The organism is Dolosigranulum pigrum ATCC 51524 (assembly GCF_000245815.1).
Lineage (GTDB): Bacteria > Bacillota > Bacilli > Lactobacillales > Carnobacteriaceae_A > Dolosigranulum > Dolosigranulum pigrum.
The window spans coordinates 123,614-149,918 of record NZ_JH601104.1 but is presented as its reverse complement, the minus strand read 5'-3'; the positions used below and the strand labels follow the sequence as shown (position 1 = coordinate 149,918).

General features: G+C 42.2%; 27 protein-coding genes. 26 read left to right on the top strand and 1 reads right to left on the bottom strand.

All coding sequences use genetic code 11. From position 1 onward, the window contains the following. The 6 genes from HMPREF9703_RS07695 to HMPREF9703_RS07670 all read left to right on the top strand — a co-directional run. Positions 1-881, top strand: an 881-nt coding sequence (locus HMPREF9703_RS07695) for a Rib/alpha-like domain-containing protein (RefSeq protein WP_004636855.1), incomplete at its 5' end; no start/stop codon positions are given. 149 nt (positions 882-1,030) lie between these two features. Then, positions 1,031-2,134, top strand: coding sequence for an XRE family transcriptional regulator (locus HMPREF9703_RS07690; RefSeq protein WP_004636854.1), 1,104 nt, complete (start codon positions 1,031-1,033; stop codon positions 2,132-2,134). Beyond that, on the top strand, positions 2,135-2,635 hold the full coding sequence (locus HMPREF9703_RS07685; RefSeq protein WP_004636853.1) for a DUF4411 family protein: 501 nt from the start codon (positions 2,135-2,137) through the stop codon (positions 2,633-2,635). Positions 2,636-2,842: 207 nt separating this feature from the next. Continuing rightward, positions 2,843-3,322 carry a CtsR family transcriptional regulator gene (locus HMPREF9703_RS07680; RefSeq protein ID WP_004636852.1) on the top strand — a complete coding sequence of 160 codons (480 nt, stop codon included), beginning with the start codon at positions 2,843-2,845 and terminating at the stop codon, positions 3,320-3,322. Between the two features lie 30 nt (positions 3,323-3,352). After that, positions 3,353-5,848 (top strand): ATP-dependent Clp protease ATP-binding subunit, encoded by a 2,496-nt coding sequence (locus tag HMPREF9703_RS07675; RefSeq protein WP_004636851.1) that lies wholly within the window; start codon positions 3,353-3,355, stop codon positions 5,846-5,848. 52 nt (positions 5,849-5,900) lie between these two features. Continuing rightward, complete coding sequence (locus tag HMPREF9703_RS07670) at positions 5,901-6,224, top strand: hypothetical protein (RefSeq protein WP_004636850.1); 324 nt, start codon at positions 5,901-5,903, stop codon at positions 6,222-6,224. 122 nt (positions 6,225-6,346) lie between these two features. On the opposite strand, the gene HMPREF9703_RS07665 is transcribed toward HMPREF9703_RS07670, so the two are convergent. Continuing rightward, the gene (locus tag HMPREF9703_RS07665) at positions 6,347-7,204 is read right to left on the bottom strand and encodes a PucR family transcriptional regulator (protein WP_004636849.1); all 858 of its coding nucleotides are present in this window, start codon (positions 7,202-7,204) and stop codon (positions 6,347-6,349) included. A 94-nt stretch (positions 7,205-7,298) separates the two neighbouring features. On the opposite strand from HMPREF9703_RS07665, the gene tadA reads away from it, so the two are divergent. The 20 genes from tadA to HMPREF9703_RS07570 all read left to right on the top strand — a co-directional run bounded on the left by tadA (position 7,299) and on the right by HMPREF9703_RS07570 (position 26,239). Continuing rightward, entirely contained in the window at positions 7,299-7,787 is a 489-nt protein-coding gene (gene tadA, locus HMPREF9703_RS07660; protein ID WP_004636848.1) for a tRNA adenosine(34) deaminase TadA, read from the top strand. 260 nt (positions 7,788-8,047) lie between these two features. Continuing rightward, positions 8,048-9,376 (top strand): electron transport complex subunit RsxC, encoded by a 1,329-nt coding sequence (rsxC, locus tag HMPREF9703_RS07655; protein WP_004636847.1) that lies wholly within the window; start codon positions 8,048-8,050, stop codon positions 9,374-9,376. After that, positions 9,373-10,254, top strand: a complete 882-nt coding sequence (locus HMPREF9703_RS07650; RefSeq protein WP_004636846.1) for an RnfABCDGE type electron transport complex subunit D — start codon at positions 9,373-9,375, stop codon at positions 10,252-10,254. The genes rsxC and HMPREF9703_RS07650 overlap by 4 nt, the downstream gene beginning before the upstream one ends. Continuing rightward, positions 10,247-10,456 carry an RnfABCDGE type electron transport complex subunit D gene (locus HMPREF9703_RS08650; RefSeq protein WP_050815208.1) on the top strand — a complete coding sequence of 70 codons (210 nt, stop codon included), beginning with the start codon at positions 10,247-10,249 and terminating at the stop codon, positions 10,454-10,456. Before HMPREF9703_RS07650 ends, HMPREF9703_RS08650 begins: the two co-directional genes overlap by 8 nt. Positions 10,457-10,641: 185 nt before the next feature. Beyond that, positions 10,642-11,679: a branched-chain amino acid aminotransferase gene (locus HMPREF9703_RS07645; RefSeq protein ID WP_004636845.1), complete on the top strand. Its 1,038-nt coding sequence runs from the start codon at positions 10,642-10,644 to the stop codon at positions 11,677-11,679. A 258-nt stretch (positions 11,680-11,937) separates the two neighbouring features. Further along, positions 11,938-12,369 (top strand): Ohr family peroxiredoxin, encoded by a 432-nt coding sequence (locus HMPREF9703_RS07640; RefSeq protein WP_004636844.1) that lies wholly within the window; start codon positions 11,938-11,940, stop codon positions 12,367-12,369. A 154-nt stretch (positions 12,370-12,523) separates the two neighbouring features. After that, positions 12,524-13,174: a YczE/YyaS/YitT family protein gene (locus HMPREF9703_RS07635; protein WP_004636843.1), complete on the top strand. Its 651-nt coding sequence runs from the start codon at positions 12,524-12,526 to the stop codon at positions 13,172-13,174. An 84-nt stretch (positions 13,175-13,258) separates the two neighbouring features. Beyond that, complete coding sequence (locus HMPREF9703_RS07630) at positions 13,259-13,855, top strand: thymidine kinase (protein ID WP_004636842.1); 597 nt, start codon at positions 13,259-13,261, stop codon at positions 13,853-13,855. A gap of 10 nt (positions 13,856-13,865) precedes the next feature. After that, entirely contained in the window at positions 13,866-14,945 is a 1,080-nt protein-coding gene (gene prfA, locus HMPREF9703_RS07625; protein WP_040377115.1) for a peptide chain release factor 1, read from the top strand. Beyond that, the gene (gene prmC / locus HMPREF9703_RS07620; RefSeq protein ID WP_004636840.1) at positions 14,935-15,792 is read left to right on the top strand and encodes a peptide chain release factor N(5)-glutamine methyltransferase; all 858 of its coding nucleotides are present in this window, start codon (positions 14,935-14,937) and stop codon (positions 15,790-15,792) included. Before prfA ends, prmC begins: the two co-directional genes overlap by 11 nt. 166 nt (positions 15,793-15,958) lie before the next feature. Then, entirely contained in the window at positions 15,959-16,945 is a 987-nt protein-coding gene (locus HMPREF9703_RS07615) for an L-threonylcarbamoyladenylate synthase (RefSeq protein ID WP_155800907.1), read from the top strand. Positions 16,946-16,978: 33 nt separating this feature from the next. Further along, complete coding sequence (gene upp, locus HMPREF9703_RS07610) at positions 16,979-17,608, top strand: uracil phosphoribosyltransferase (protein WP_004636838.1); 630 nt, start codon at positions 16,979-16,981, stop codon at positions 17,606-17,608. A 145-nt stretch (positions 17,609-17,753) separates the two neighbouring features. Continuing rightward, positions 17,754-17,984 (top strand): DUF1146 family protein, encoded by a 231-nt coding sequence (locus HMPREF9703_RS07605; RefSeq protein ID WP_004636837.1) that lies wholly within the window; start codon positions 17,754-17,756, stop codon positions 17,982-17,984. Between the two features lie 134 nt (positions 17,985-18,118). Further along, on the top strand, positions 18,119-19,435 hold the full coding sequence (gene murA / locus HMPREF9703_RS07600; protein ID WP_004636836.1) for a UDP-N-acetylglucosamine 1-carboxyvinyltransferase: 1,317 nt from the start codon (positions 18,119-18,121) through the stop codon (positions 19,433-19,435). 289 nt (positions 19,436-19,724) lie between these two features. Beyond that, positions 19,725-20,873: an ABC transporter ATP-binding protein gene (locus HMPREF9703_RS07595; protein WP_004636835.1), complete on the top strand. Its 1,149-nt coding sequence runs from the start codon at positions 19,725-19,727 to the stop codon at positions 20,871-20,873. Beyond that, positions 20,863-21,657 carry an ABC transporter permease gene (locus tag HMPREF9703_RS07590; RefSeq protein WP_004636834.1) on the top strand — a complete coding sequence of 265 codons (795 nt, stop codon included), beginning with the start codon at positions 20,863-20,865 and terminating at the stop codon, positions 21,655-21,657. The genes HMPREF9703_RS07595 and HMPREF9703_RS07590 overlap by 11 nt, the downstream gene beginning before the upstream one ends. After that, positions 21,654-22,430 carry an ABC transporter permease gene (locus HMPREF9703_RS07585; protein WP_004636833.1) on the top strand — a complete coding sequence of 259 codons (777 nt, stop codon included), beginning with the start codon at positions 21,654-21,656 and terminating at the stop codon, positions 22,428-22,430. The genes HMPREF9703_RS07590 and HMPREF9703_RS07585 overlap by 4 nt, the downstream gene beginning before the upstream one ends. After that, positions 22,423-23,496, top strand: a complete 1,074-nt coding sequence (locus HMPREF9703_RS07580; protein ID WP_004636832.1) for an ABC transporter substrate-binding protein — start codon at positions 22,423-22,425, stop codon at positions 23,494-23,496. The genes HMPREF9703_RS07585 and HMPREF9703_RS07580 overlap by 8 nt, the downstream gene beginning before the upstream one ends. Positions 23,497-23,878: 382 nt before the next feature. After that, on the top strand, positions 23,879-25,666 hold the full coding sequence (gene uvrC / locus HMPREF9703_RS07575; protein ID WP_004636831.1) for an excinuclease ABC subunit UvrC: 1,788 nt from the start codon (positions 23,879-23,881) through the stop codon (positions 25,664-25,666). 18 nt (positions 25,667-25,684) lie between these two features. Beyond that, positions 25,685-26,239 (top strand): GNAT family N-acetyltransferase, encoded by a 555-nt coding sequence (locus HMPREF9703_RS07570; RefSeq protein ID WP_004636830.1) that lies wholly within the window; start codon positions 25,685-25,687, stop codon positions 26,237-26,239. Positions 26,240-26,305: the final 66 nt, after the last annotated feature.

The window sequence follows — 26,305 nt, the reverse complement described above, 5'->3', positions numbered from 1 at the left end:
CAGTAGACGTAACTGTTAATGTAACAGATGGAGATACACCACAATCTGAAATCTTCGAACCACAAGGCCAAGACATTGAAGTGCCAGAAGGTGGAAAACCAAATGCGGCAGACGGTATTGCAAACAAAGATGAACTTCCAGAAGGAACTGAGTTTGAGTTTGACGGACCAGTTGATACATCAACACCAGGTAAGAAGAAAGCGAAAGTTATCGTAGCTTACCCAGATGGCTCAACAGATACAGTTGATGTAACAGTTAATGTAACACCAAAACCAACTGCTGAAACATTAGAACCAAAATGGAATGACTCAGATGCCAAAGATGGCGGACCAGTAACTGTTCCAAATACTGGAGACAAGATTCCAGCAGGTTCTACAACAACAGCTACAATTACCGAAGATCCAAACAACAAAGGAAAAGGTAACTGGACAGTTACAGTAGGTGAAGATGGTTCAGTGACTGTTACACCAGGAGCAGATGCACAACCAGGTGACTCAGCAACAGTAACGGTCGAAACCACTTACCCAGATGGATCGAAAGACTCATCATCATTCAAAGTGACTGTACCAGCTGTAGGACCAACACATGCGCATGGTGATAGCTTAGTTCATGATAAACCATCTTATGACTTAGACAAACTAGGTCACGGACAAACCCAACCATCTCGTCCGGCTGAAGATAAAGGTCAAGGACGAGTTCAAGATAAAGCTCAAACACCAGCTGTAGATAAAGCAGGATTGCCAAATTATGTACCATCTCAATCTGGCGAACGTCTACCAGATACAGCAACAGGTGCATGGGTACTTGGAGTTGTTGGATTAATGTCAACAGGTTTAGGTTCAGCTTTAGGACTTAAACGTAAAAAAGAAGATGAAGAATAAAATTCAAAAAATAATGAATCATTAGTTTTTTGAAACATCAATCAGGAGGGCGAGAGCTCTCCTTTTTGAGTACATAAATTAGTATTCCTTCATTGATATGGTATACTATGAGTGATAGCGGAAATGACTATATATGGAGGTGAACTATGATGATTCAACGAATAACTATCAACCCGGCAGTGTTAGCAGATTATATTCAAGCATCAAATATTTCAATAGAAGATTTAGCAGAAAAAGTACCTAAAATTTATGAATTTATAAATGGGAAGAGGTTACCAACTTTTAATCAACTGTCACAGGTTGCCAAGCAGCTCCATATTCCTGTGGGGTTGTTATTAATGGATGATATTGTGGGATCTACTGAAGATGTTGTAGCTGATTTTAGAACGATTGATTCTACTCAAATTGAAGAGATGAGTGCTGAACTTCGCGATACAATTAAGGAAATGAAAGAGAAGCAATCATTCCTAAGAGGAGAGGTTGAGCATGAGCGGTTTTTTGTCGGTATGTTTTCAATTGAAAATGATAAAGCGTCCATTATTAGTCAGGCATTACAGATATTAGGTAACGATATCACTAAGAATAGATTTTATACGTATCGGGAGAAACTCTCAAAGTCAGGCGTATTCACGTTTCTTAATGGTAAGGTTAAGGACAATACACATCGCCCGCTTAACTTAAAGGAATTTCGAGGATTTGTCTTAGTTGATAAAAAAGCCCCCATTATCTTTATCAATCAGCAAGATAGTAAGACTGGACAATTATTTACACTGATACATGAATTTATTCATTTATTATTGGGAGAGAGTAATTTGTTAGAAGTTCCTTATTCGGAAAAATCTGGGAAGATAGAGAAAGTTGTCAATCAGATAACAGCGGAAATATTAGCACCGAAAAAATATATTCTGATGAATTATGATCATTTTAGTAGTGTAATAGATAATATATATAACTTATCAAGATCACTGGAAGTAAGTCGTGAGATGATGACACGACGCCTGCTTGAGCTGAATATGATTACCCAAGATGACTATCAACGTATCGTGAGGGCATTGAAAGAGACTTACCCAAGACCCAACAAGAGATCTAGTGGTGGTAACTACTATCATAATATCAATTTTAGAATTGATCGGACATTCTTTGAATATGTGAATAATGCAGTTATGCAAGATAAGATGACTTATACTGAAGCGTTCAATACCGTTGGAGTTGGCTATAAAGGATATCAGGCATTGTTGGAAGGGAGTAGATAGATGTATCTCTTGGATACCAATATTTATATTAATTTTTATGACAGATATTATAGAAAAGAGTATTTTCCTAGTTTTTGGAATGTTTTGCCCAATATACTGAATAAGTATGTGGTTATTCCAGATAAAGTGATATCAGAGGCTGTTCAAAGTCCGTGGTTTAATCAGTGGATAGATGAGCACTATGAGGGTAAGTTATTGAAAAGTACTCAATATGTTGCTCGTTGGGGAGAAGTACTCAATCATGTTAGAATGTGTGGTTTTTATCAAGAAAAGGCTCTCACTTCAAGTGGTGGTTGGGCAGAGGAAAAAATAGCGGATGGCTGGCTAATTGCTATCGCCAAGGAAGAAAATTATACAGTGGTAACGCAAGAAGAAGCAGTTCCTTCGTTAAATAAAGATAACCCCAGTAAACGTGCTAAGATTCCTGATGTTTGTGGCCAATTGGGTGTAAGATGTATCAATATGAATGAATTTTTCAAAGAAGTTTCGCTGGAAGTTTGAGCTAGATTTAGGAGAGCATGAGCTCTCCTTTTTGAGTACATAATTTTTAGGTTTGGTGGAGTTGTTCAGGGTGACTTTGACCTTTATTGACGATAGAAGAATGATATTTTTGTGATGATAGGAGCTGAATCTTTTCATATGGGGGAATAATTGGTATAATATGTTAAGGTCAAATATAGTCAATGATGAAGAGATGAAAGGAGGATGATGTCAGTGGGTTATCAGAATATGTCAGATATTATTGAGGCATACTTGAAGCAAGCTTTAAGCGAACAAGAACAGGTCGAGATTCGGCGCAGTGAGATTGCAAGTCGGTTCGATTGTGTGCCGTCTCAGATTAATTATGTGATTAATACGCGCTTTACGGTTCAACAGGGCTATTTGGTTGAGAGTAAGCGTGGTGGCGGTGGTTATATTCGCATTATGAAGGTGAAGATGTTAGAAGAATCGGATATTCTGGATCGAATGATTGATCTGATTGGAGATAGAATTGATGAGAAGGATAGCCTTGCCATTGTCCAGACGTTATATGATGAAGAGGTCTTGTCTAGACGTGAATCGAAGTTGATGTTAGTGGCGATGGAGAAGACTCTCTATACAGGCAAGGCAACGGTCGATAACTTGATTCGAGCGAACATACTGAAGTCAATGCTTAGTGCTCTTCGTTATCGGAAGCCTAGCGTATAGAGAATGCTCAAGAAAGAGAGATGATATGTGGTGAAAGAATTATTCACACCAAATGCTAAAAAAGTTTTGTTACTGGCAGAAAAAGAAGCGCGATATTACAGTCATCAGGCGGTTGGAACCGAACATTTGTTATTAGGATTGATTCAAGAGACAAGTGGGATTGCGGGGAAAGTTCTCCGTGAGCTTGATGTGACAATGGAGTCTATTCGCGATGAGATCGAGCAGTTCACAACATTTCAGGCGAAGGAAGAAGGCGCGCTTAAGCAGCCTTTACAATATTCGCCACGTGCCCATGAGATTGTTACCTTCGCGGCAGATGAAGCGCGTAAGATGCAGCGAAAGACGGTCGGGACAGAGCACTTATTGCTGGGATTGTTACGGAATGAAGATATTCTGGCCAGTCAGATTTTGCAGAATATTGGAATTGATTTGCCAACTGCGCGAGCGGCCGTGCTGAAGAAGTTCGGGATTGAAGAACCTAAGCAGCGTCGTTCGAAGAAGCAATCAGTGAAAAAAGTAACTGGCCAAAGTGCACCGCCGAAAGGAACGCCGACCTTGGATGCATTGGCTCGTGATTTAACGCAGCAGGCTCAGGAAGGCAAGCTTGATCCGATTATTGGGCGTGAGCGTGAAGTGAGACGGATTATCCAAATTCTGAGTCGACGGACGAAGAATAATCCTGTTCTAGTTGGTGAACCTGGTGTTGGTAAAACAGCGATCGCAGAGGGGATTGCGCAACAAATTGTGTCTGGTGAAGTACCGCCGATTTTGCAAGGCAAGCGCTTGATGACACTGGATATGGGGTCACTCGTGGCTGGCACGAAGTATCGCGGTGAATTCGAAGAACGGATGAAGAAGATTATTAATGAGATTTATCATGATGGGAATGTGATTCTATTCATCGATGAGCTGCATACCTTAATTGGTGCCGGAAGTGCAGAAGGAGCTGTTGATGCGTCTAACTTGCTGAAGCCAGCGTTAGCTCGGGGCGAGTTACAGACCATTGGAGCGACGACGCAAGATGAATATCAGAAGCATATCGAACGTGATGCAGCTCTAGAGCGTCGCTTTGCTTCAGTGAAGATTGAGCAACCAACGCCAGAAGAGACGATTGCGATCTTAGAAGGGATCAAGCCGGCTTATGAGCAACATCATGATGTAACCTTCGATGAGGAGACCTTAACAGCTGCAGTGAAGCTGTCTTCGCGTTATATTACCGATCGCTTCTTACCGGATAAAGCGATTGACTTAATCGATGAAGCGGCAGCGAAGGTCATTATTGATAATAGCCAGTCAACCGATTCAATTGGGAAAGAACGCCAACGCTTGCAGTTGCTGAATCAGCAAAAAGAACAAGCGATTCAGGAGCAAAATTTCGAACAAGCCGCTGAATATCGTCATCAAGAAATGAAACAACAACGCAAAGTAAAACGATTATTGCAAAAAGAACAAGCCGCTGGGAGTCAGCAGCAATTGGTGACACCAGAAGATGTGGCTGATGTAGTCTCACAATGGACGGGCATTCCTGTTAATGAATTGCAACAAGAAGAGAGCGAGCGGTTATTAAACTTGGAGACATTGTTGCATGAACGGGTGATTGGGCAAGACGAAGCGGTTAAAGCGGTGGCTAAAGCGATTCGTCGAGCGCGCAGTGGGTTAAAAGATCCGAATCGTCCAATTGGGTCCTTCTTGTTCTTAGGGCCTACTGGTGTGGGTAAGACAGAGTTAGCTAAGACCTTGGCAGAAGCTATGTTCTCCAGCGAAGATCATTTAATTCGAGTGGATATGTCTGAGTTCATGGAAAAACATAATACGAGTCGTTTAATCGGTTCGCCACCAGGATATGTTGGTCATGATGAAGGGGGACAGCTGACAGAAAAAATTCGTCAAAATCCGTACTCGGTCGTTCTGTTAGATGAGGTTGAGAAAGCCCACCCAGATGTCTTCAACTTACTGCTTCAAGTTTTAGATGATGGGCAGATTACAGACGGAAAAGGTCGCTTAGTTGACTTTAAGAATACAGTGATTATTATGACATCTAACTTGGGAGCGACAGCCTTGCGCGATGAGAAGACAGTTGGGTTCGGAGCGAGTGATAGTTGGGCCGATTATGAGGCAATGAAAGATCGCGTCTTGAAAGAATTGAAGAATGAGTTTCGTCCGGAGTTTATTAACCGAGTCGATGAGTCAATTGTGTTCCATTCATTAGAACAAGACCATTTACGCGAGATTGTTGAGTTGTTGAGTGAGGATATTGTCGGTCGCTTAGCGGAGATGAATATTGACTTGAAAATTACCCATACAGCGATCGATGTCATTGGTGAGGTGGGCTATAACCCAGAATATGGGGCACGTCCGCTTAAGCGTGCTATTCAGACCGAGCTGGAAGACCGTTTAAGTGATGCCTTATTATCAGGAGATGTTATTCCGGGTGATAAGGTCACAATTGGAGCACGTTCTGGGGAGATTTATCTGAAAGTCCGTGAACGAACCGCTTCTGAAGAAAAAATAGCCGAAACAGTATAATTTTGGCGCTGGATGTGATACAATGGGGCTAAATCATGGAGGAGGAATTCATATGTTCGATCAGAAAGATACAACAGGTATTTTAGTTGGAATTGGAGCAGCATTAGCCGTTGGTTTAGGAGTTTTTGCGTTCTTCGCTAGCTCAGAAGAAGCACGCGAAAAAGCGGAAGCTCTTGTGAACCGTCAACGTGCAAAACACCTTGTTCGCAGTAATTTTAACGGCAATAAGACGATCTTAAAAGCTGTTGATAAGCTTGGGGATAAAGAAGTGAATAATTTATTAGCTGTGCTAGATAAAGCAGATAACTTCGGTGACAGCGTGTCTGATTCAGTTAGTGATGCGAAAAAATATATCACTAAAAAATTACTCAAATAAGCGATAGCCACTTAAGATAAGTGACTTAATTATTTAACCCGCAACGACTCCTTCAGTGGATAATCGGTGCGGGTTTTTGTATGATAATGAGAGATATGATAGGTGACTGGACGGATGAGTTATTAAATCGTCAATAAGTAAGCAAGGAAGAGGTCATTCGTCTCCTTGAGCGATAGCCCGGTTGTTTCGGTAAATTTGTCCATACGGTATTGTAAGGTATTGCGGTGGATGTAGAGAGATTTGGCTGCTTCGGATAAGTTCCGTTGATTATCCCATAAAGCTTGGATGACATCGATCCATTCTTGATTGTCAGTGAGAGTAGTCTGTAATTCTTGTAAGATGCTGCTCTGCTGGCGGCTAGTGGTTGTATAATAAGCCACACCAATGCTAGAGAGATCTAAGAGATTATTGGAAGCTATGCGTCGCTGTGATTGGAAGATAGCTAATTCTTCTTGTAGCAAGTCACGCAAGTTGCTGTTGGTTGGCCAGAAGCGACCGATATAGGCAGTTAACTTGACGGAATAATCTTCTTCGAGTGTCTGTAAGATGCCGCGCCACTCAGTTGGATGAAAATCTGATGAGGTATTGGATTGGATAAAGAGGCAGTGATTGGCTGTATAATAGAACACGTCAAGCACGCCATTGAATAAGTTCTGAATAGATTGTTGCCAATATGCTTGGTCTAAGGTTTCACCGCGAAAGTCGAGATGAAGTTGGATCATCCGAACTGCTGTATGTGTGGTGGGAATGGGCTGATCTGCTTGTTGTAAAAAGTCTAGCCACGGAGATGTATTAGCAGCAGCGGTTGTATCATTGTCTATTAACTGCATTAGTAAGGCTTGTTCACGTGAAGTTAGGTCGGCTTTAGGAATATGGAGCCACTGATCATTATAGGGAACAGCATAATTTGCCACAGATGGTTCAGGAACAGGGGATATATGGGCAGTCGGGAATAGTTGGTGTAATAATTCGTTCGTCAAGGACAACACCTCTCACTTTCTATCGTATGTTTATTGTATCATTAATAGGGCATCTAGGACAATCAATGGGAAATATTTATGAAAGGAAGATTGTATGGAAGGGATACAGCACGAATTATTTATGCGAGAGGCGCTGAAAGAGGCTGAGAAGGCGCGTGAGCTGGATGAAGTGCCGATCGGGGCGGTGGTGGTTAGAGATGGGGAGATTATTGGGCGAGGGCATAACCTACGTGAGTCAACCCGTAATGCCACGATGCATGCGGAGATGGTGGCGATTCAAGAAGCGAATGAACAGTTGGCGAATTGGCGACTGGAGGAGTGCGATCTGTACGTGACGGTGGAGCCGTGTGTGATGTGTGGCGGAGCGATTATTTGGTCACGCATGCGTACGGTTTACTTCGGAGCTCATGACCCAAAAGGGGGCGCGGCGGGCAGTTTGTTGAATGTGTTAGAAGATGACCGCTTTAACCATACCGCTACTGTTTATAGTGGGCTCTTAGCTGAAGAAAGCCAACGCTTATTAAAAGATTTTTTCCGCGAATTGCGCAAGCGAAAAAAGCAAAAGAACGGAGAACATGCTTAATGAATAAGCAAATCAGTAAACAATGTAAAACAGGAAAAAATAGCGGTCTCGCTTTAATAATACTTATTTAATAAGCGATGGGAATGAGGAAGTCTAACAAACGACAGTGCAAGAAATTCGTGTTTTCCTTTACATTTCAAGGGATGTTCGGTATCATATAAATATAATTTATAATGAAATTAATGAAGACTAGGAAGTTATCTATAGGAATTAGCCGAATAATTGGTAATGGATATAAATAATAGGAGAGGAAGACATCTATGAGTCATCGGGTGATTACGTTAAAACAAGTGCATAAAGCAACTTTCCCAGAGACACATCGCGAGCGAACTGAGAACAAGGCAATCGAAACGGCCGAAGTTCCAGGAATTCTGGTGTTCCCTATGGCGATGCATATCGGTGCCCCGGCAAAACCGACTGTAAAAGTTGGTGATTATGTAAAGGTCGGTACAATAGTCGGTGAAGCACAAGGGGTTATCTCCGCTAATGTTCATGCATCCGTCTCGGGTGAAGTAATCTCGATTGAAGAGCGCGACTTAAATGGCCGTAAGATTGAATGTGTGATTGTGAAGAATGACGAGCAGTATACAGAAGAACCAGCTTATCCCGAAGCAGGTAAGACGGTTAAAGGAGCATTAATCCCTGAATTAATTCGTCGTGCGGGAATTGCCGGTATGGGTGGGGCTCAGTTCCCGACTGATGTGAAAATGTCACCAGAAGATGGTGTCGAAATTGATACCTTAATTATTAATGGGGCGGAGTGTGAACCTTATTCGACTTCTGATTTGCGGACTTTAATCGAATATGCGGATGAAGTCATCGAAGGCGTGCGGATTATCGATGAAGTCTTCGATGTGGAGAAGATTTATTTTGGCTTAGAAGATGATATGATGGAAGCTGCGGAAGTCTTAAGAGAAAAGACTAAAGATGTGGAAAAGATTGAGATAAAGGTACTTACTGCACAATATCCACAAGGGTCGGAGAAGCAACTGATTGAGAATTGTACCGGCCGACAAGTGCCAAGTGGAGGATTACCGTCAGATGTCGGTTGTGTTGTCTCTAATGTGGGAACTTATCGTGCGATCTATCATGCTGTTCGTCTGGGGAAACCATTAGTCGAGCGGGTAACGACTATTACAGGAACGCCAATCGCAGAGCCAAAGAATTTGCTCGTCCGTATCGGAACTCAGATTGATGACTTGATTGATCAGTGTGGAGGCTTCCAGGAACCGCCACGAAAAGTTATCAATGGTGGACCGATGATGGGACAAGCGATTAAAGATGGAAGCATTCCGATTAGTAAGGGAACAACACATGTAACTTTCATGACAGCAGAAGAAGTGAACTCAGATGAGCGGATGGATTGTATTCGTTGTGCGGAGTGCTTGAATGTTTGTCCAGTGAGCTTACAGCCAATTCTGATTAGTAATGCCTTCGAACGAGGCGATATTGAAGCGGCCAAAGAATTAGGAGCGATGGATTGTATCGAATGTGGAAACTGTTCCTTCATCTGTCCCTCGAATATTCCATTATTAGAGAATATTCGCAAGTCCAAGCAAGCCATTAAAGAAATGGAGGCCCAAGCATGAGTCAAACACGTACACGCTTAGCCGACTATGATTTAGTGACTGATGAGTCACCACATATTTTTGAACCGTGGAGCTCGCAGTGGAAGATGATGCAGGTCATTATTGCGCTAATGCTTCCTTTGGCGGCAGGGACGATTATTTTTGGATGGGCGGCCCTTCTTCATACGGGGGTTGCTGTTCTGACAGCGCTCATTGTCGAAGGAATTTATGAAAAAGTGGTTCGCCATCGCTTTACCTTGAATGACTTATCGGCGATTATTACCGGGATGTTGGTCGGGTTAAGTATGCCGAATGGAGCAACTTGGTGGAGTACCGTCTTAGTTGTTATTATAGCTATGTTAGTGAAATTAATTCCAGGCGGTCTCGGTCGTAACCGCTTGAACCCGGCTGTGGCTGGACGAGTGGCTTACTTGCTGTTCCCGTGGTTCGTGAATCAACACTTCGCGAACTGGTTAGGAAAAGCTGGTGTAGAATTAGATTACATTACCTCAGCAAGTTCGGCCTCAGCGGTGCAATCTGTTGATGTGGATACAATTAGCCGTGTAACGCCACTTATTTTTGAATTTCGTAATGGCGGAGACTTCTCGCAAGCCCCACCGCTATGGGATCTATTCATTGGAAATCAAGGCGGCTGGGGAGGGGCCTTCGGGGAAACAAGCGTACTGGTTATTAGTATTGCACTTGCTTACTTAATTTATCGCCGAATCTTATCGTGGAAAGTCCCCCTGCTCTACATCGGTACGGTCGCTATCTTTATGTTCATCTATGGCGGTTTCAATGTGGAATATATGTTGTATCATATTTTTAGTGGATCGCTCTTCTTTGCAGCTAGCTTTATGATTACAGATTATCCAACAAGTGGAATGACGCTTGTCTAAGTGGGTCATGCCGATTGGGGCTGGAATTCTGACAGGTCTCTTCCGAACCCAAGGATTTTCTCCAGAAGGGGTTGGGTTGTCTATTCTCATTATGAACGCTGTAATTGTCTATGTTGACCGTATTGGAATGCATAAGATATATGGTCAAGATAAGCGTCCATTCCTTGGTCTAAGTTATAATGATCGCGAACCGTTTAAATAAAAAATGAAAATGAGTACTGAACAGTTTAGAAATTGACTGTGCAGTACTCATTTTTTGAACGAAAAATTTAGTATTCTTCGGAGAGGTCTTGTATAATAAAAATTGAACAGTTAGTGAAAATGATTTCAAAAAAGGTTTTGCGGTATAATGGATAAAAAGGACAAACTTTTTTAGGAGGTTTCGAGATGAGCAAGCAGTTAAGACCAGAGACAATTGATTGGAATAGTTTAGGGTTTGATTATATTGATACGGATTATAGTTACTTGTCGCATTATAAGGATGGTGCGTGGGATGATGGGCAGTTGACAGAGAAGAGTACGATTGAGATTCATGAAGGGTCAACGGTGCTACATTATGGCCAACATGTCTTCGAAGGAATGAAGGCTTATCGAACAAAAGAGGGGAACATTCAATTGTTCCGACCTGATATGAATGCGGCACGGATGAAGGAGAGTTGCGAACGCATTCTGATGCCAGCCTTTCCGGAAGAGCGCTTTGTTGAGGCAGTGAAGGAAGTTGTTCGTGCGAATGCGGATTGGGTCCCACCCTATGAGAGTGGCGGCACACTCTATATTCGTCCGTATATGGTCGGTGTTGGCCCGAATATTGGGGTGAAGCCAGCTGATGAGTATATTTTTGGGATCTTTGTCCTACCAGTGGGCTCTTATTTTGAAGGGGGTCTGAAGCCATCGAACTTCTTAGTGACTGAATATGACCGGGCTGCACCAAATGGAACTGGAGCAGCCAAATTTGGTGGAAACTATGGAGCGAGCTTACAGCCCGGAGTAGCGGCGAAAAAAGCTGGATTCGCGGATGCGGTGTACTTGGATCCGAAGACACATACGAAGATTGAAGAAGTTGGAGCAGCGAACTTTTTCGGTATTACACATGATGATCAATTCGTGACACCAAAATCACCATCGATTTTGCCAAGTATTACGAAGAAGAGCTTGTTGTATCTGGCGGAACACCGCTTCGATATGGAAGTGATCGAAGGCGATGTGTATATTGATGAGCTTGATCGATTCAAGGAAGCAGGCGCAATGGGAACAGCTGCCGTGATTGCACCTGTTGGAGGATTACAATATAAAGGCGAATTACACGTCTTCTATTCTGAAGAGGAAGTCGGTCCGATTACGAAAAAATTATATGATGAATTAGTCGGTATTCAGTTTGGAGATAAAGAAGCACCAGCAGGCTGGATCCAAACCGTTGACGCATAATGAACTAAATCTTACCATAAGAAGCTACTTCACAGTAGCTTCTTGTGGTAACTAGGGAACTGATTGCGTTTATTAGTTGTAAAAAGTACCGCTATCAACAAGGCATATTGAGCAACGAAGTAAATTTCTCAATATGAAATCGTTCTACTTGCATTGTCAAGTGGGATGTCATATACTTACAGTAGAGTCAAGTTTGATGCAGGTGGTGGGATCCTGCCGATAAATATTATCCCAACAATTTCATTAGGAGTGATACTGATGTCAAATTACGAAAAGATTTTCTCAACAGTTGGTGTGAACGAAAGTGGACGCGAAGGACGTAGTTACATCGAAGGGAAAGACTTCGAAGTCAATATTGCTGCGCCAGATAGTAAACAAAAAGATGCAACCAATCCAGAAGAATTGTTCGCATTGGGCTATTCTGCTTGCTTCAATGGTGCCCTACAAGTGGTGTTGAAGGAAGCTGATGTGAAAGAGAAGTCAGTTGTCCGTCATGAAGTTGACTTGCTTAAGGGAGAAGGACCAGACTTCAAACTAGGTGTTACCATCGAAGTTGGAATTGAAGGGTTAGAGCCAGAAGAGGTTCAACCATTAGCGGATAAAGCACATGAAATTTGCCCGTACTCAAGAGCGGTCCAAAATGGTCATATCGATGTTGAAGTTAAAGGTGTTACGTTCAAAGACGCTTAATAAACAATGAAAGAAAAGTCGGCTGAAAAGCCGGCTTTTTGTTATGGGAAATGGTTGTGGAGGAGAGTGTTGGTCTCTATAGTGAATTTGAGGGAACTGAAGCTTTCAACTCTGCGGGATATCCAGTATAATGGAAAGGCTGAGGAGGAGTACAATGAATAAGAAAAAATCATATTTAGCGAGGAAATTAGTTATACTAATAGCAGCCAATATTTTAGCAACAGCCGGGATAGGGATGATTCTGCGGGCCGATATCGGGGTAAGTCCCTTCGATGCGTTTAATAAAAGTTTAGGAGATTTTTTAGGTGTGACAGTAGGAACAGTTATGATTGCCATGAATTTATCCTTTTTTGTTCTCCAGCGACTTGTTCGTGGACGCGATTTTCCGAAGATTGAGTGGTTACAGATTCCAGTCACCTTTTTGTTCGGCGCAATGGTTGACTTTTTTTATTATGTTGTTTTTCGAACGATGCCGGACAGTTACATGGGACAATGGGGCTTGTTCTTAGTGGGCGTTGTGGTGTTGGTCTTTCATATTGGGATGATTATGAGTATGCGATTGATTACAACCCCATTGGAAGGGCTCTGTCAAGCACTGAGTGATCATGTGCCGTTGCGGTTTGCTCATTTACGGTTAATAGCGGATATTCTCTTAGTGGGTGCGATGATTGTGTTGATTCAGCTGGGAGCTGAGAATAATATTCGAGAAGGGACGGTTGTATTGTTATTTGCCTTCTCGATGTTGATGGATTACTTCATGCAGTTACAGCGACCTATATTGGCGAAGTTTCACTTATTATCGTGAGGAGCTTTTAGAGGAGAAACGACTTGGAGAACTAGACTTTAAGGGGAAATTTCGATATACTTAAGAGTAGAGAGGAGTGAAGGCATGGCGCAATTATATTATCGCTATGGGGCGATGAATAGTGGAAAATCGATTGAGATTTTGAAAGTAGCGCATAATTATGAAGAGCAGGATAAGCCAGTTTATTTGTTGACGAGCGGCTTGGATACGCGAGAGGCTATTGGGAAGATTGCCAGTCGTATCGGTTTACGGCGAGATGCGCATATTGTTGAGCGAGAGACAGATATTTATGAGGTGATTGCCGGACTTGATTTCACTCCAGCGTGTGTCTTGGTGGACGAGGCGCAATTTTTGAATAAAGCGCACATTTATCAGCTGGCACGGATTGTCGATGAATTGAACGTGCCCGTGATGGCGTTCGGTCTGAAGAATGACTTCAGGAATGAATTGTTCGAGGGATCGAAGTACTTATTATTATTAGCCGAAAAAATTGAAGAGATGAAGACGATTTGTTGGTTCTGTGGGAAGAAGGCAACAATGAATTTACGGTTCTCTAATGGAGTGCCGGTTTATGACGGGGAGCAGATTCAAATTGGTGGGAATGAATCCTATTATCCAGTTTGTCGAGCGCATTATCATAAGCCACCGCTGAATGAAGAAGGGAAGATTATTAGTGAGTAATGAGAGTAATATTTTTGACCGATTAGTGGCTGTAGAGGCACGCTATGAGGAGTTGAATGGTTTATTGAGTGATCCGGATGTGATTACGGATACGGAGCGATTCAAGAAGTTAAGTAAAGAAGAAGCGAGCTTGCGTGAGACGGTTCATGAATATGGACGGTACAAAGAAGTCTTGGAAGGGATTAAAGAGACCGAAGAGATGATCTTTGAAGGTGATTTAGATGCTGAGATGGATGAGTTAGCAAAAGCTGAATTGTCTGAACTGACAGCTGAACGTGAGCAGTTAGAAGAGAAGTTGAAGATGCTCTTGTTGCCTAAAGATGAAAATGATGAACGCGATATTATTATGGAGATTCGTGGGGCAGCAGGTGGTGATGAGGCGCAACTCTTTGCGCGCGATTTATTCGAGATGTATAGCAAATATGCTGATTCACAAGGATGGAAAGTAGATGTTATGGATGCCAACTCAAGTGGAGTGGGCGGTTTTAAGGAGGTTATCTTCTCGATCTCGGGAGATAATGTCTATGCTAAGTTGAAGTTCGAAAATGGGGCTCATCGGGTTCAACGGGTGCCAGAGACAGAATCACAAGGTCGTATTCATACGTCAACCGCTACAGTCGTGGTAATGCCAGAAGCAGAAGATGTTGAGATCGATATTGATCAGAACGATATTCGAACCGATATTTATCACGCATCTGGTGCGGGAGGACAGCACGTTAACAAGACTGCTTCAGCTGTACGTCTTACCCATGAACCGACAGGCATTGTGGTGGCGATGCAAGATGAACGGTCCCAACTGAAGAACCGTGAAAAAGCGATGAAAGTCTTGCGTTCGCGAATTTATGACAAGATAAATAGCGAAAAACAAGCAGAATTGGATGCAGAACGTCGCTCAGCGGTTGGAACAGGGGATCGTTCGGAACGTATTCGAACGTACAACTTCCCTCAGAGTCGAGTGACCGACCACCGGATTAATTTAACGATCCAACAACTGGATAATATTTTAGGTGGCGAGTTGGATCCGATTGTGGATGAATTAGTCATTTGGGAACAGACAGAGAAGTTGGAGCAGTTGAATCGTGACCAATAAAGAATCCATCACATATCGTGAGCTCCTCAATTGGGGAGCTTCTTTTTTGAAGCAATATAATGTAGAAGAAGCTGTGGCGCGGTGGTTATTGTTCGAACGCTTAGGTTGGACCTTGACCGATTTTGTTCGGCAGAGTGAGCAAGTTGTGGAGGCTGGTGTTCGTCAGCAGTTTGAGCAAGATATTAAGCAAGCAGCGACACATTATCCACCGCAATATATTGTGGGGCATGAATGGTTTATGGATTGTGCCTTTAAAGTCACCGAGGCTACATTAATTCCGCGCCCAGAGACGGAAGCGTGGTTTAGTCAGTATGTGGAACAGCTATCTGATCGTTCACTAACGGTGGTGGATGTGGGGACGGGTTCAGGGGTGTTAGCGATTTGTCATAAGTTAGCGCGTCCACAAGATACGGTCTGGGCTGTTGATATCTCTGAGGCAGCATTAGCAGTAGCGCGGGAAAATGCGACCAATCTGGGAGCGGAGGTTCAGTTTCTCTGTGGGGATTTGCTGAAGCCATTTATTGAATCGAATGAGGACTGGGAAGTTGATTTGATTGTGAGTAATCCACCGTATATCGGGGCAGAAGAATGGGCGGATATGGATCAGTCAGTGCGAGAATTTGAGCCGAAGCAGGCCTTATTTGCAGCAGATAATGGTTTAGCCTTGTATCGTCAACTTGCTAAGCAAGCAGTGCAATTGTTACCGGAATCAGGACAGTTAATTGTTGAAATTGGCTTTCGACAAGGGGAAGCCGTCCAAGAGATTATGCAGGCGAGTTTTCCACATCGTATTGTGAATATTGAACAGGATATTAATGGATTAGACCGAGTTGTCCACGTTAAATAGAGAGTTATTAACAGTTATGGACAAGTTGTGTACAACAGGAAAGACCAATGTAACACTGTCAGAAGAGGATTTTAGCGTGAATAGATAGTGGTGGTTGTGGATATTGTGGATAACTAGAGAGAACTTATAAACATGAGGAAAAGGAGATGTGGATAAGGTGGAAACAATGTGGATAAGTAGTGAGCAATTAGATAGAGCAGCGCAATTGCTACAGTCTGAAGAAGTGGTTGCTTTTCCTACTGAGACAGTTTATGGTTTAGGAGCAGATGCGACCTCATCACAAGCTATTCAAGGGATTTACCAAGCAAAGGGACGGCCGAGTGATAATCCACTGATTGTCCACATTGCTCAGAGGAGTCAATTGATGGAATTGACAACCTATGTACCACCAAAAGCACAACAATTAATGGATCAATTTTGGCCGGGACCATTAACGATTATCTTGAATGTAAAAAGACAAGCGGTGGCTCCAGAAGTGACAGCGGGATTGGCAACAATCGGTATTCGCATGCCTGATCACCCGCTAGCCTTGGAGTTAATTAGACAAGTGGGGCGACCGATTGCAGCGCCAAGTTCAAATACATCTGGTAAACCTAGTCCGACTACGGCTCAACATGTGATGGATGACTTAGCCGGGAAGATTGCAGCGGTTGTAGATGGGGGAGAGACAGGTGTGGGCTTAGAATCCACCGTGATTGACTTGACGAGTGAGGTGCCAACGATTTTACGTCCTGGTGGTGTGTCAGCTGAGGAAATCAGGCTATGCATTGGGGCAGTCGAAATGGCTGGTGTCGATAAGCAGGAGGCAGCACCGAAGTCACCTGGAATGAAGTATCGACATTACTCGCCAGAACAGCCAGTTTGGATTGTAGAGACAGACTGGGCTGATACCGTGGCGAAATTATTGAAAAAAGGCGAAAAAATTGGTATTCTAGCTAGTGACGATGTGTTGTCGCAGTTTCAGACTGAAGCGATAGCAACTTACTCGCTCGGCGCACAATCGGATATAACTCAAGCGAGCAAACGGCTCTATAGCGGTTTGCGCGCGTTAGACAAGACGGAAGCGACCATTATACTCGTCCAAGCTTATAAGAAGTCGGGCTTAGGAATCGCTTATATGAACCGCTTAGAGAAAGCTAGTAGTAAATGTTAAACCACTTATAACAACAAAAGGAGTCGATTACTTATGGAAAATGTACACGTCATTGATCACCCACTCATTCAACACAAATTAACTATTATTCGCGATAAAAACACGGGCACAAAAGATTTTCGGGATGTCGTTAACGAAATTGCGCGTCTTTTGGCCTATGAAGTATCGCGTGAATTACCCTTGAAAGATATCGAAATCGAAACCCCACTTGTCAAGACAACGCAAAAAACAATTGCTGGGAAAAAAGTTGTTATTGTACCCATTCTAAGAGCGGGGTTAGGTATGGTGGATGGGATGCTTGATTTAATTCCAGCGGCACGTGTGGGCCATATCGGAATGTATCGTAACGAAGAGACTATGGAACCGGTCGAATACTTCTGTAAGATGCCACAAGGAATTGATGAGCGTGAATTGCTAATTGTTGACCCAATGTTAGCAACGGGTGGATCAGCAATTGCTGCGATTGATGCCTTGAAGAAGCGGGGCGCGAAGGAAATGAAACTGGTTGTCTTAGTGGCTGCTCCAGAAGGTATTAAGAAGATTAATGAAGCCCATCCAGATGTCGCTATCTACACGGCAGCGATTGACGAAAAGCTTAATGACAAAGCCTATATTGAACCAGGTCTAGGTGATGCTGGAGACCGTTTATTCGGGACATTATAATCAGATGAATGAACACAATAAAGTTCAGTTTCGGCTGAACTTTATTGTTGCTTAAATAGTTGTATTATACAAACTGGTAAGTGGTTTGTATAATTGTTCATGAAATGTATTAAAATTGTCAAAATGAGGAATAGGAGGATTTAAGATGTCAGTTCATGCTATTCGTCCGATTGTGGAAGTGATGTCGCATGTTTTATTTATTAGTATTACCTTCTGGGGGATGCAAGCATTGCGTACGGATAACTGGATTAAGAAGCATCATATCCCGCAAGCACGCATTCTCATCATCTTCTTAACCATTGCGATCGGTTATTTGGTCAGTTCATTTTTTATGGATATTCTCTTCTTTTCGCATAACATCCAATATTTGACATAGGCGTGTCAAAAGGTGTAAAATACTTGACAGAGATGCTTTAAATTGCGTCTCATTCTTGTTAAAATAAAGAGACTTGAAATAAAATATAATTAACTATGATTTGACTGATAAATGATTAAATTGGAGGCAACAAAATGGATACGATTATTGTACATGGGGGCAATAATAAGTTAGAAGGTACCGTGAAGATTGAAGGAGCAAAAAATGCTGCCTTGCCCATTTTAGCAGCAAGTATTTTGCCAACTGAGGGAGTTAGTAAATTAACCAATGTCCCTAAATTATCAGATGTGTATACGATGAAAGAAGTCTTGACACATTTGAACTTAAAAGTAGACTTTAATGAAGATAAAAATGAAATGTTGTTAGATGCAACACCTGAATTGAATCCAGTCACACCGTTCGAATACATGAGTAAAATGCGGGCATCTATCGTCGTGATGGGTCCTCTATTAGCGCGTCAAGGTTATGCCAAAGTCGCCCTTCCTGGTGGGTGTGCGATTGGAACGCGTCCGATTGATTTGCATTTAAAAGGCTTCCGAGCGATGGGAGTCGATATTAAGCTGGATGGCGGTCATGTGGAAGCAAGTGTGGATAGTCGCTTACGCGGAGCAGATATTTACTTAGATTTCCCAAGTGTCGGAGCAACACAAAATATTATGATGGCAGCAACACGAGCAGAGGGAACTACTACGATTGATAATGCAGCACGTGAACCAGAAATTGTTGACTTAGCTAACTTCTTGAACCAAATGGGTGCTAAAATTGTAGGCGCTGGAACGGAAACAATCCGTATCGAAGGGGTTGACAAGCTAGAATCGGTCGAGCATGCGATTATTCAAGATCGTATTGAGAGTGGAACATTCATGGTGGCTGCTGCTGTAACGGGCGGCGATGTGTATATTAAGGATTGTATCACTGACCATAACCGTCCATTAATGTCAAAATTACGCGAAATGGGTGTTGAATTCATTGAAGATGAAGGTGGCCTTCGCGTGATTGGCCCAGATAAACTGAAGCCAACTGATGTGAAGACGATGCCACATCCCGGTTATCCAACTGACTTGCAAGCTCCGATGACGATTGCTCAGTTGATGGCACCAGGACAGAGCATTATGCGAGAGACAGTTTTCGAGAATCGCTTCATGCATATGGAAGAATTGCGTAAGATGAATGCCGACTTCAAGATTGATGATCAGTCAGCTATCATTTTCGGTGGACGCCAATTGCAAGGAGCTCGCGTTCAGTCCAGTGACTTGCGTGCCTCATCAACACTTGTGATTGCTGGATTAGTCGCGAATGGGATTACACGCGTCACTAATCTGAAGCACTTAGATCGTGGATACTACAACTTCACCGAAAAATTGCAAGCGTTAGGAGCGAATATCGAACGGGTTACTGACGAAGCAACTTCTGAAACAGAAACGACCAAAGAATCCATTCAAGTTAGTTAAGGATAGTCAACTCATATGAGCAATCAAGAACCACATAAACCGGAAGAGGTTGTGTGGTTTTTGTGTTGCTGTATTTTAAATAGAGAGAAATTTTGCGTGCGGTCACGGGAGATATAATAGGCCACAAAAATTGATAAAAAATAAAATATCAGTCGTTGAGTACTTGTTAGAAGTAGGAGAATAACGTATACTGAAAAGGAAATCAAGACATGTTGATAATTCATATTATAGGCAAGCAGGGAACTCATTCTTGTTTTTCAGAGAAATGACAATGGAGGTTGGATGACAATTGACGGGACCAATTATTAAATTTCATAATATTTCAAAAACATTTGAAGATAGTGATGTACAAGTACTTAAGAATATTGACTTTGAACTGGAAGAAGGTAAGTTTTATACGTTGCTGGGTGCCTCTGGGTCCGGGAAGTCAACTATTTTGAATATTATGGTAGGACTTTTAGAGCCAACGAGTGGGGATATCTATTTGGATGGTGAGCGAATCAATGACTTGCCTACTCATCAGCGCGACATTCATACGGTATTTCAAAATTATGCGCTTTTCCCGCACATGAATGTGTTTGATAATGTGGCTTTTGCACTGAAGTTGAAGAAAGTGGATAAGGAAGAAATTGCTAGACGGGTAAAAGACACGCTAAAAATGGTCCGACTTGAAGGATTTGAAAAACGTGCAATTCAAAAATTATCAGGTGGACAACGCCAACGTGTTGCGATTGCGCGAGCGATTATTAATGAGCCACGAGTTGTCTTACTTGATGAACCACTCTCAGCACTTGATTTAAAATTACGAACAGATATGCAGTATGAATTGCGAGAATTACAACAACGATTAGGCATTACTTTTGTCTTTGTGACGCATGATCAAGAAGAAGCATTGGCTATGAGTGATTGGATTTTTGTCATGAATGAAGGCGAAATCGTTCAATCGGGAACACCGGTTGATATTTATGATGAGCCGATTAACCATTTTGTGGCTGATTTTATCGGAGAGTCAAATATTATTGATGGAACGATGATTGAAGATTATCTAGTGTCCTTCAATGGGAAAGAATTCGAAGCGGTTGATGGTGGGATGTATCCCAATGAACCCGTTGAGGTGGTCATTCGGCCGGAAGATCTCCAAATTACTTCCCCACAAGAAGGAAAATTACAAGTTAAGGTTGACACCCAATTATTCCGTGGGGTACACTACGAAATTATCGCGTATGATGAACAGGGAAATGAATGGATGATTCATTCTACGCGTAAGGCGACGGAAGGAGACATCATTGGCTTAAACTTTGGACCAGAAGATCTCCATATTATGCGTCTGGATGAAACAGAAGCAGATTTTGATGCGCGGATTGAAGAGTACGTCGGAGTGGATGAACAGGAAGATGAAGTAATTAATGCTGAGAAGGAGGAGCGCCATGAAGAATAGATCGAGCTTTTTTTCGGTTCCGTATATTCTTTGGATTCTATTGTTTGTGATAGCACCAGTCATTCTCTTGTTTTATCAATCTTTTTTTGATATTCATGGACAAGTGACCTCAGCGAACTACAAAACCTTTTTTAGTTCGTGGACGTATTTGCGGATGAGTTTTTCGTCCGTGCTATATGCCGGAATTATTACCTTGGCTACGCTAGTTATTTCGTATCCTACCGCTCTTTTTTTAACACAGTTGAAACATAAGCAATTGTGGATCATGCTGATTGTTTTGCCAACCTGGGTTAATTTGTTATTAAAAGCTTATGCATTTATGGGGATTTTTGGCCAACAGGGTGGCATCAATAGTTTCTTGTCGTTCATCGGCATCGGTCCGCAGCAAATTCTCTTTACTGATTTTGCGTTTATTTTTGTAGCGGCTTATATTGAGTTGCCGTTTATGATATTGCCTATCTTTAATGCGTTGGATGATATTGATCATAACGTTATTAATGCGAGTCGTGACCTTGGAGCAACTGAGTTTCAAGCGTTCACTACTGTGATTTTTCCACTTTCTCTAAATGGCGTAAGAGCAGGTGTGCAGTCGGTGTTTATTCCCAGTTTAAGTCTCTTTATGCTCACTCGCTTAATTGGAGGGAACCGCGTCATTACGTTAGGGACAGCTATTGAACAGCATTTTTTAACGACGCAGAACTGGGGAATGGGCTCAACAATTGGGGTTGTTTTAATTTTAACGATGATTATCATTATGTCGCTAACAAAGGAGAAGAATAAATGAAAAAATTTGCCAGGCTGTATTTAGTATTCGTCTTTGCTCTATTATACCTACCTATTTTTTATTTGATGTTCTATTCCTTTAATCAAGGGGGAGATATGAATGGATTTACTGGATTTACCCTTGAGCACTTTCAGACATTGTTCGAAGACACTCGCTTGATGACTATTTTTTTACATACCTTTGTATTAGCATTCAGCAGTGCCTTGATCGCTACGATTATTGGGACATTTGGGGCTATTTATATTCACCAAATCCGACCGAAATATCAAAATGCGCTTCTCTCAACTAATAATGTCTTGATGGTGTCACCAGATGTCATGATTGGAGCTTCTTTTTTAATTCTTTTTACTTTTTTGAAGTTTCAACTGGGGATGGTTACGGTATTTTTGAGTCATGTTGCGTTTTCCATTCCGATCGTTGTGTTGATGGTGTTGCCTCGCTTGAAGGAGATGAATCAGGCAATGGTTGATGCGGCTTATGATTTAGGAGCCAATGAATTCCAGGTCCTCAAAGAAGTCATCTTGCCCTATCTAACACCGGGAATTATTGCCGGTTATTTCATGGCGTTTACGTATTCATTGGATGATTTTTCCGTGACCTTCTTCTTAACCGGTAATGGATTTACGACACTATCTGTTGAAATTTATTCCCGAGCTCGCCGAGGAATTTCGTTGGACATTAACGCGTTGTCTACGCTTGTTTTTCTCTTTTCTATCTTGTTAGTCATTGGTTATTATTATATTTCTCAGGACAAGGAGGATCAACATGCGTAAGCTCTATTCATTCTTAATAGGTATTTTAGGTATTATTGTGATTTTAATGAGCGGTTCAATTATCTTACAAAAAAATTCAGAATCTGATTCTCGGTCTGATAAATTAGTTATCTATAACTGGGGCGATTATATAGATCCTGATCTGCTCAAAAAATTCACTGAAGAAACGGGCATTGAGATCCAATACGAAACATTCGATTCTAATGAAGCAATGTACACTAAAATCAAGCAAGGCGGCACCTCATACGATATTGCTGTTCCGAGTGATTATATGATTGACAAGATGATTAAAGATGATCTCTTAGCTAAACTAGACAAGTCAAAGCTAATCGGAATGGAACATATTGGGGAAGAGTTTTTAGATAAAAGTTTTGATCCGAAAAATGATTATTCGATCCCATATTTATGGGGAACGGTTGGTATTGTGTACAATGAACAGCTAGTAGATCAAGTGCCGATGCATTGGGAAGACTTATGGCGACCAGAATATGAAAATAGTATAATGTTGGTTGATGGAGCACGTGAAGTCATGGGGATAGGCTTAACTACATTAGGCTATAGTGTGAATTCTAAGAATATCGATCACTTGCATGAAGCGGAAGAAACTCTTCAACAATTAACACCAAATATTAAAGCAATTGTAGCTGATGAGATGAAAGATTACATGATTCGTGGAGACGCGGCGATTGGAGTGACCTTCTCAGGTGAGGCGAGTGAGATGATGGACGGGAATGAAGATTTACATTACATCGTCCCTTCAGAAGGATCGAATCTTTGGTTTGATAACTTAGTCTTACTGAAGAATATGGTTCATGAAGAAGAAGCCTATGCGTTTCTCAACTTTATGAATCGACCAGAAAATGCTGCGCAAAATGCCGAATATATTGGTTATGCGACGCCGAATAACACCGCAAAAGCATTATTACCTGATGAAGTGAAAGAAAATCAGGCGCTCTATCTGACAGATGATGTCTTTAAAGAACTGGAAATCTATGAAAATTTAGGTACAGAATGGCTGGAGATCTATAATGATCTCTATCTCCAAATTAAAATGTATCGTAAATAAGGTGAATATAATAACAATCGAGTAGAAAACTAGCCACTAACGGTAGCGTTCTACTCGATACTTATTGATGCTAACTATGATAGCTCTATGAACAAGTTGGGTGTCATTCAATGAAATTGACTTTTAGTAGATGACATTATAAAATGAAGTAAGTGACTAGTAAGCCCAAGCGTATTTAAGAGAAGAGCGCCCACTCGGGAAAAATAATCCAATAGCGCAATCTACTGTATTAGCGTACGATTCAGGGCGTAACGATCTCTTTTAGGAAAAAATAAATGTGAAAATAAATACAATAATAATGGTGGAATAAGGATTAAGATATGAGGAAGTTAGTATCAGATAGTGTGCAATCATTTCAGAAGTGCTAGAAGGAGGGATGTTGATGGCGAGTGAACATATTGAGCAAAAGTTGAAGGTGTTGCCCAAGGAGCCAGGCGTGTACTTAATGAAGGATGAAGCGGGTGAGATTCTCTATATTGGGAAGGCGAAAGTGCTGCGCAATCGGGTGCGATCGTATTTCAAAAGTTCGCATACAGGGAAGACCGCTCGATTAGTGAGTGAGATTCGGGATTTTGAGACGATTATTACGTCGTCTGATAAAGAAGCCCTCCTCTTAGAAGTATCACTGATCCAAAAGCATAAACCGCCATATAACATTTTGCTGAAGTTTGGCACGACGTATCCTTACTTAAAAATTACGAATGAAGAAGATCCGCAATTAATCATTGCCAGTGAATATGAAGATGATGGGGGACAATATTTTGGACCATATCCGAATGTGGGAGCGGCAATGCAAGTCCAACAAATTTTACATAAGACGTATCCCTTGCGGCGCTGTCCCAAGCGTCAAAATCGTGCTTGCCTCTATTATCATATGGATCAATGTATCGGTTCATGCGTTAGAGAGGTGTCAGAAGCGGAGTATCGCGCACAGATTGCTAAGATAAGATCGTTCCTGAATGGCAATGTTTCTGAGATTAAGCAAGACTTGCAGGAGCGGATGCAGACGGCTTCAGATGAGATGAATTATGAAGCAGCGGCGGAGTTTCGCGATCAAATCTCGTATATTGAACAGACCGTTGAGAAGCAGGCTATCATTTCGGGGGATTTCACCCCACGTGATTTCTTTAACTTCTATATGGACAAGGGATGGATTTCGATCCAGGTGTTCTTCGTGCGTCAGGCTACGTTAATTAAGCGGGATGTAGCGATGTTTCCTTGTCATAGTGAGCCACAAGAGGAATTATTGAGCTATATTGTTCAGTATTATCAGGATAAACAAAACCGAGTACCGAAAGAAATCTATGTGCCACCGCTTGTTGATACGGAATTGTTGGCCGAGACATTACCGGGGCACCCCAAAGTGCATATTCCTCAACGTGGTGCGAAAAAAGAGATGCTCGAGATGGCGTATAAGAATGCGAAGTTGTCGCTCTTAGACAAGTTCCGCTTGATTGCGATGAAACAACAGAAGACGACCGGCGCGATCGAAGAGCTCTCGGATGCATTAGGCTTAGGGTACTTAGAAGTGATTGAAGCATTTGATCATTCCAATATTCAGGGGACAAATCCAGTCTCGGCGATGGTCAGTTTCAAAGATGGGAAAGCGAATAAGTCCGGGTACCGCAAATATAAAATAAAGACAGTGGATGGTGCCGATGAAGCAGCGACGACGCGGGAGGTTATCCGGCGTCGGTACAGTCGGTTGCTGAAGGAAGAGAAGGCTCTGCCCGATTTGGTGCTGATGGATGGTGGCAAGGTGCAAGTTGGCGCTGCTCGTGAGGTGTTAGTGCACGAGCTGGGGCTAGACTTGCCCGTTGCTGGGATGGTGAAGGATGAGAAACACCAGACAGCGGGTTTGATTTTTGGACCGGGGCTAGAAGTAGTGGATCTTTCCCCACGCAGTCAAGCATTTCATCTCGTGCAACGTATTCAGGATGAGGTGCACCGCTTTGCGATTAGTTTTCATCGCAATGTGCGCAGTAAGAATAGTTTCACCTCAGAGTTGGACGATATTAAAGGTGTCGGCCAGAAGACACGAACGAAAGTGCTCCGTCATTTTAAATCTATGCGTCGTCTAAAGGAAGCTAGCGTGGATGATATTCGTCAGCTGGGTATTCCCGAACAGGTTGCCCACCGAATTAAAGAGACATTAAATGATTATAACTAGTTTATAGGAGGAGATACAATGATTAGAGAAGCAACAGCCGCGGATTTGCCGCGCATTATTGAATTGAATAAAATTATTATGAATGATATGGAACACTCGATGTTGGCCAATAATGACTGGGCGACATTGAAGGAAGCGTTGGTTGAAGTGGGCCGACATCCAGAAATGAAGATGAACTTTCGCCATATTTTAGTCAAGGTGATTGATGATGAGGTTGTTGGCTTTGTTTGTGGATATGTGGGGGGCTTTCAGGAAAATCATGAGGTATACCATGAGCTCGAACAAAAATATGGGATTGATAATTTAGATCAATTCGATGAACGAGAGACCTTCAATGAATGGTATCTGGATTCAATTGTAGTGTCTCCGGACTTCCAGCGTCGCGGTATCGGTTCCGAGTTGATTGAAGCCGCGATGGATCGTGCGCGTAATCATGGTCATGCTCGCATTGGACTGAACTGCGACAAGGCGAATGAAAAAGCACGAAAAGCCTACGAGAAACTAGGATTTAAGCCAATTGCAGAAGTGACACTAGAAGGTCATTTATACGATCATATGCAGCGTTCATTATAAACTAGGAATTATTTGGATTAAATTATTTTTTGGTGTATGATAGAAGTAACTTTTAGGGTGACTTTA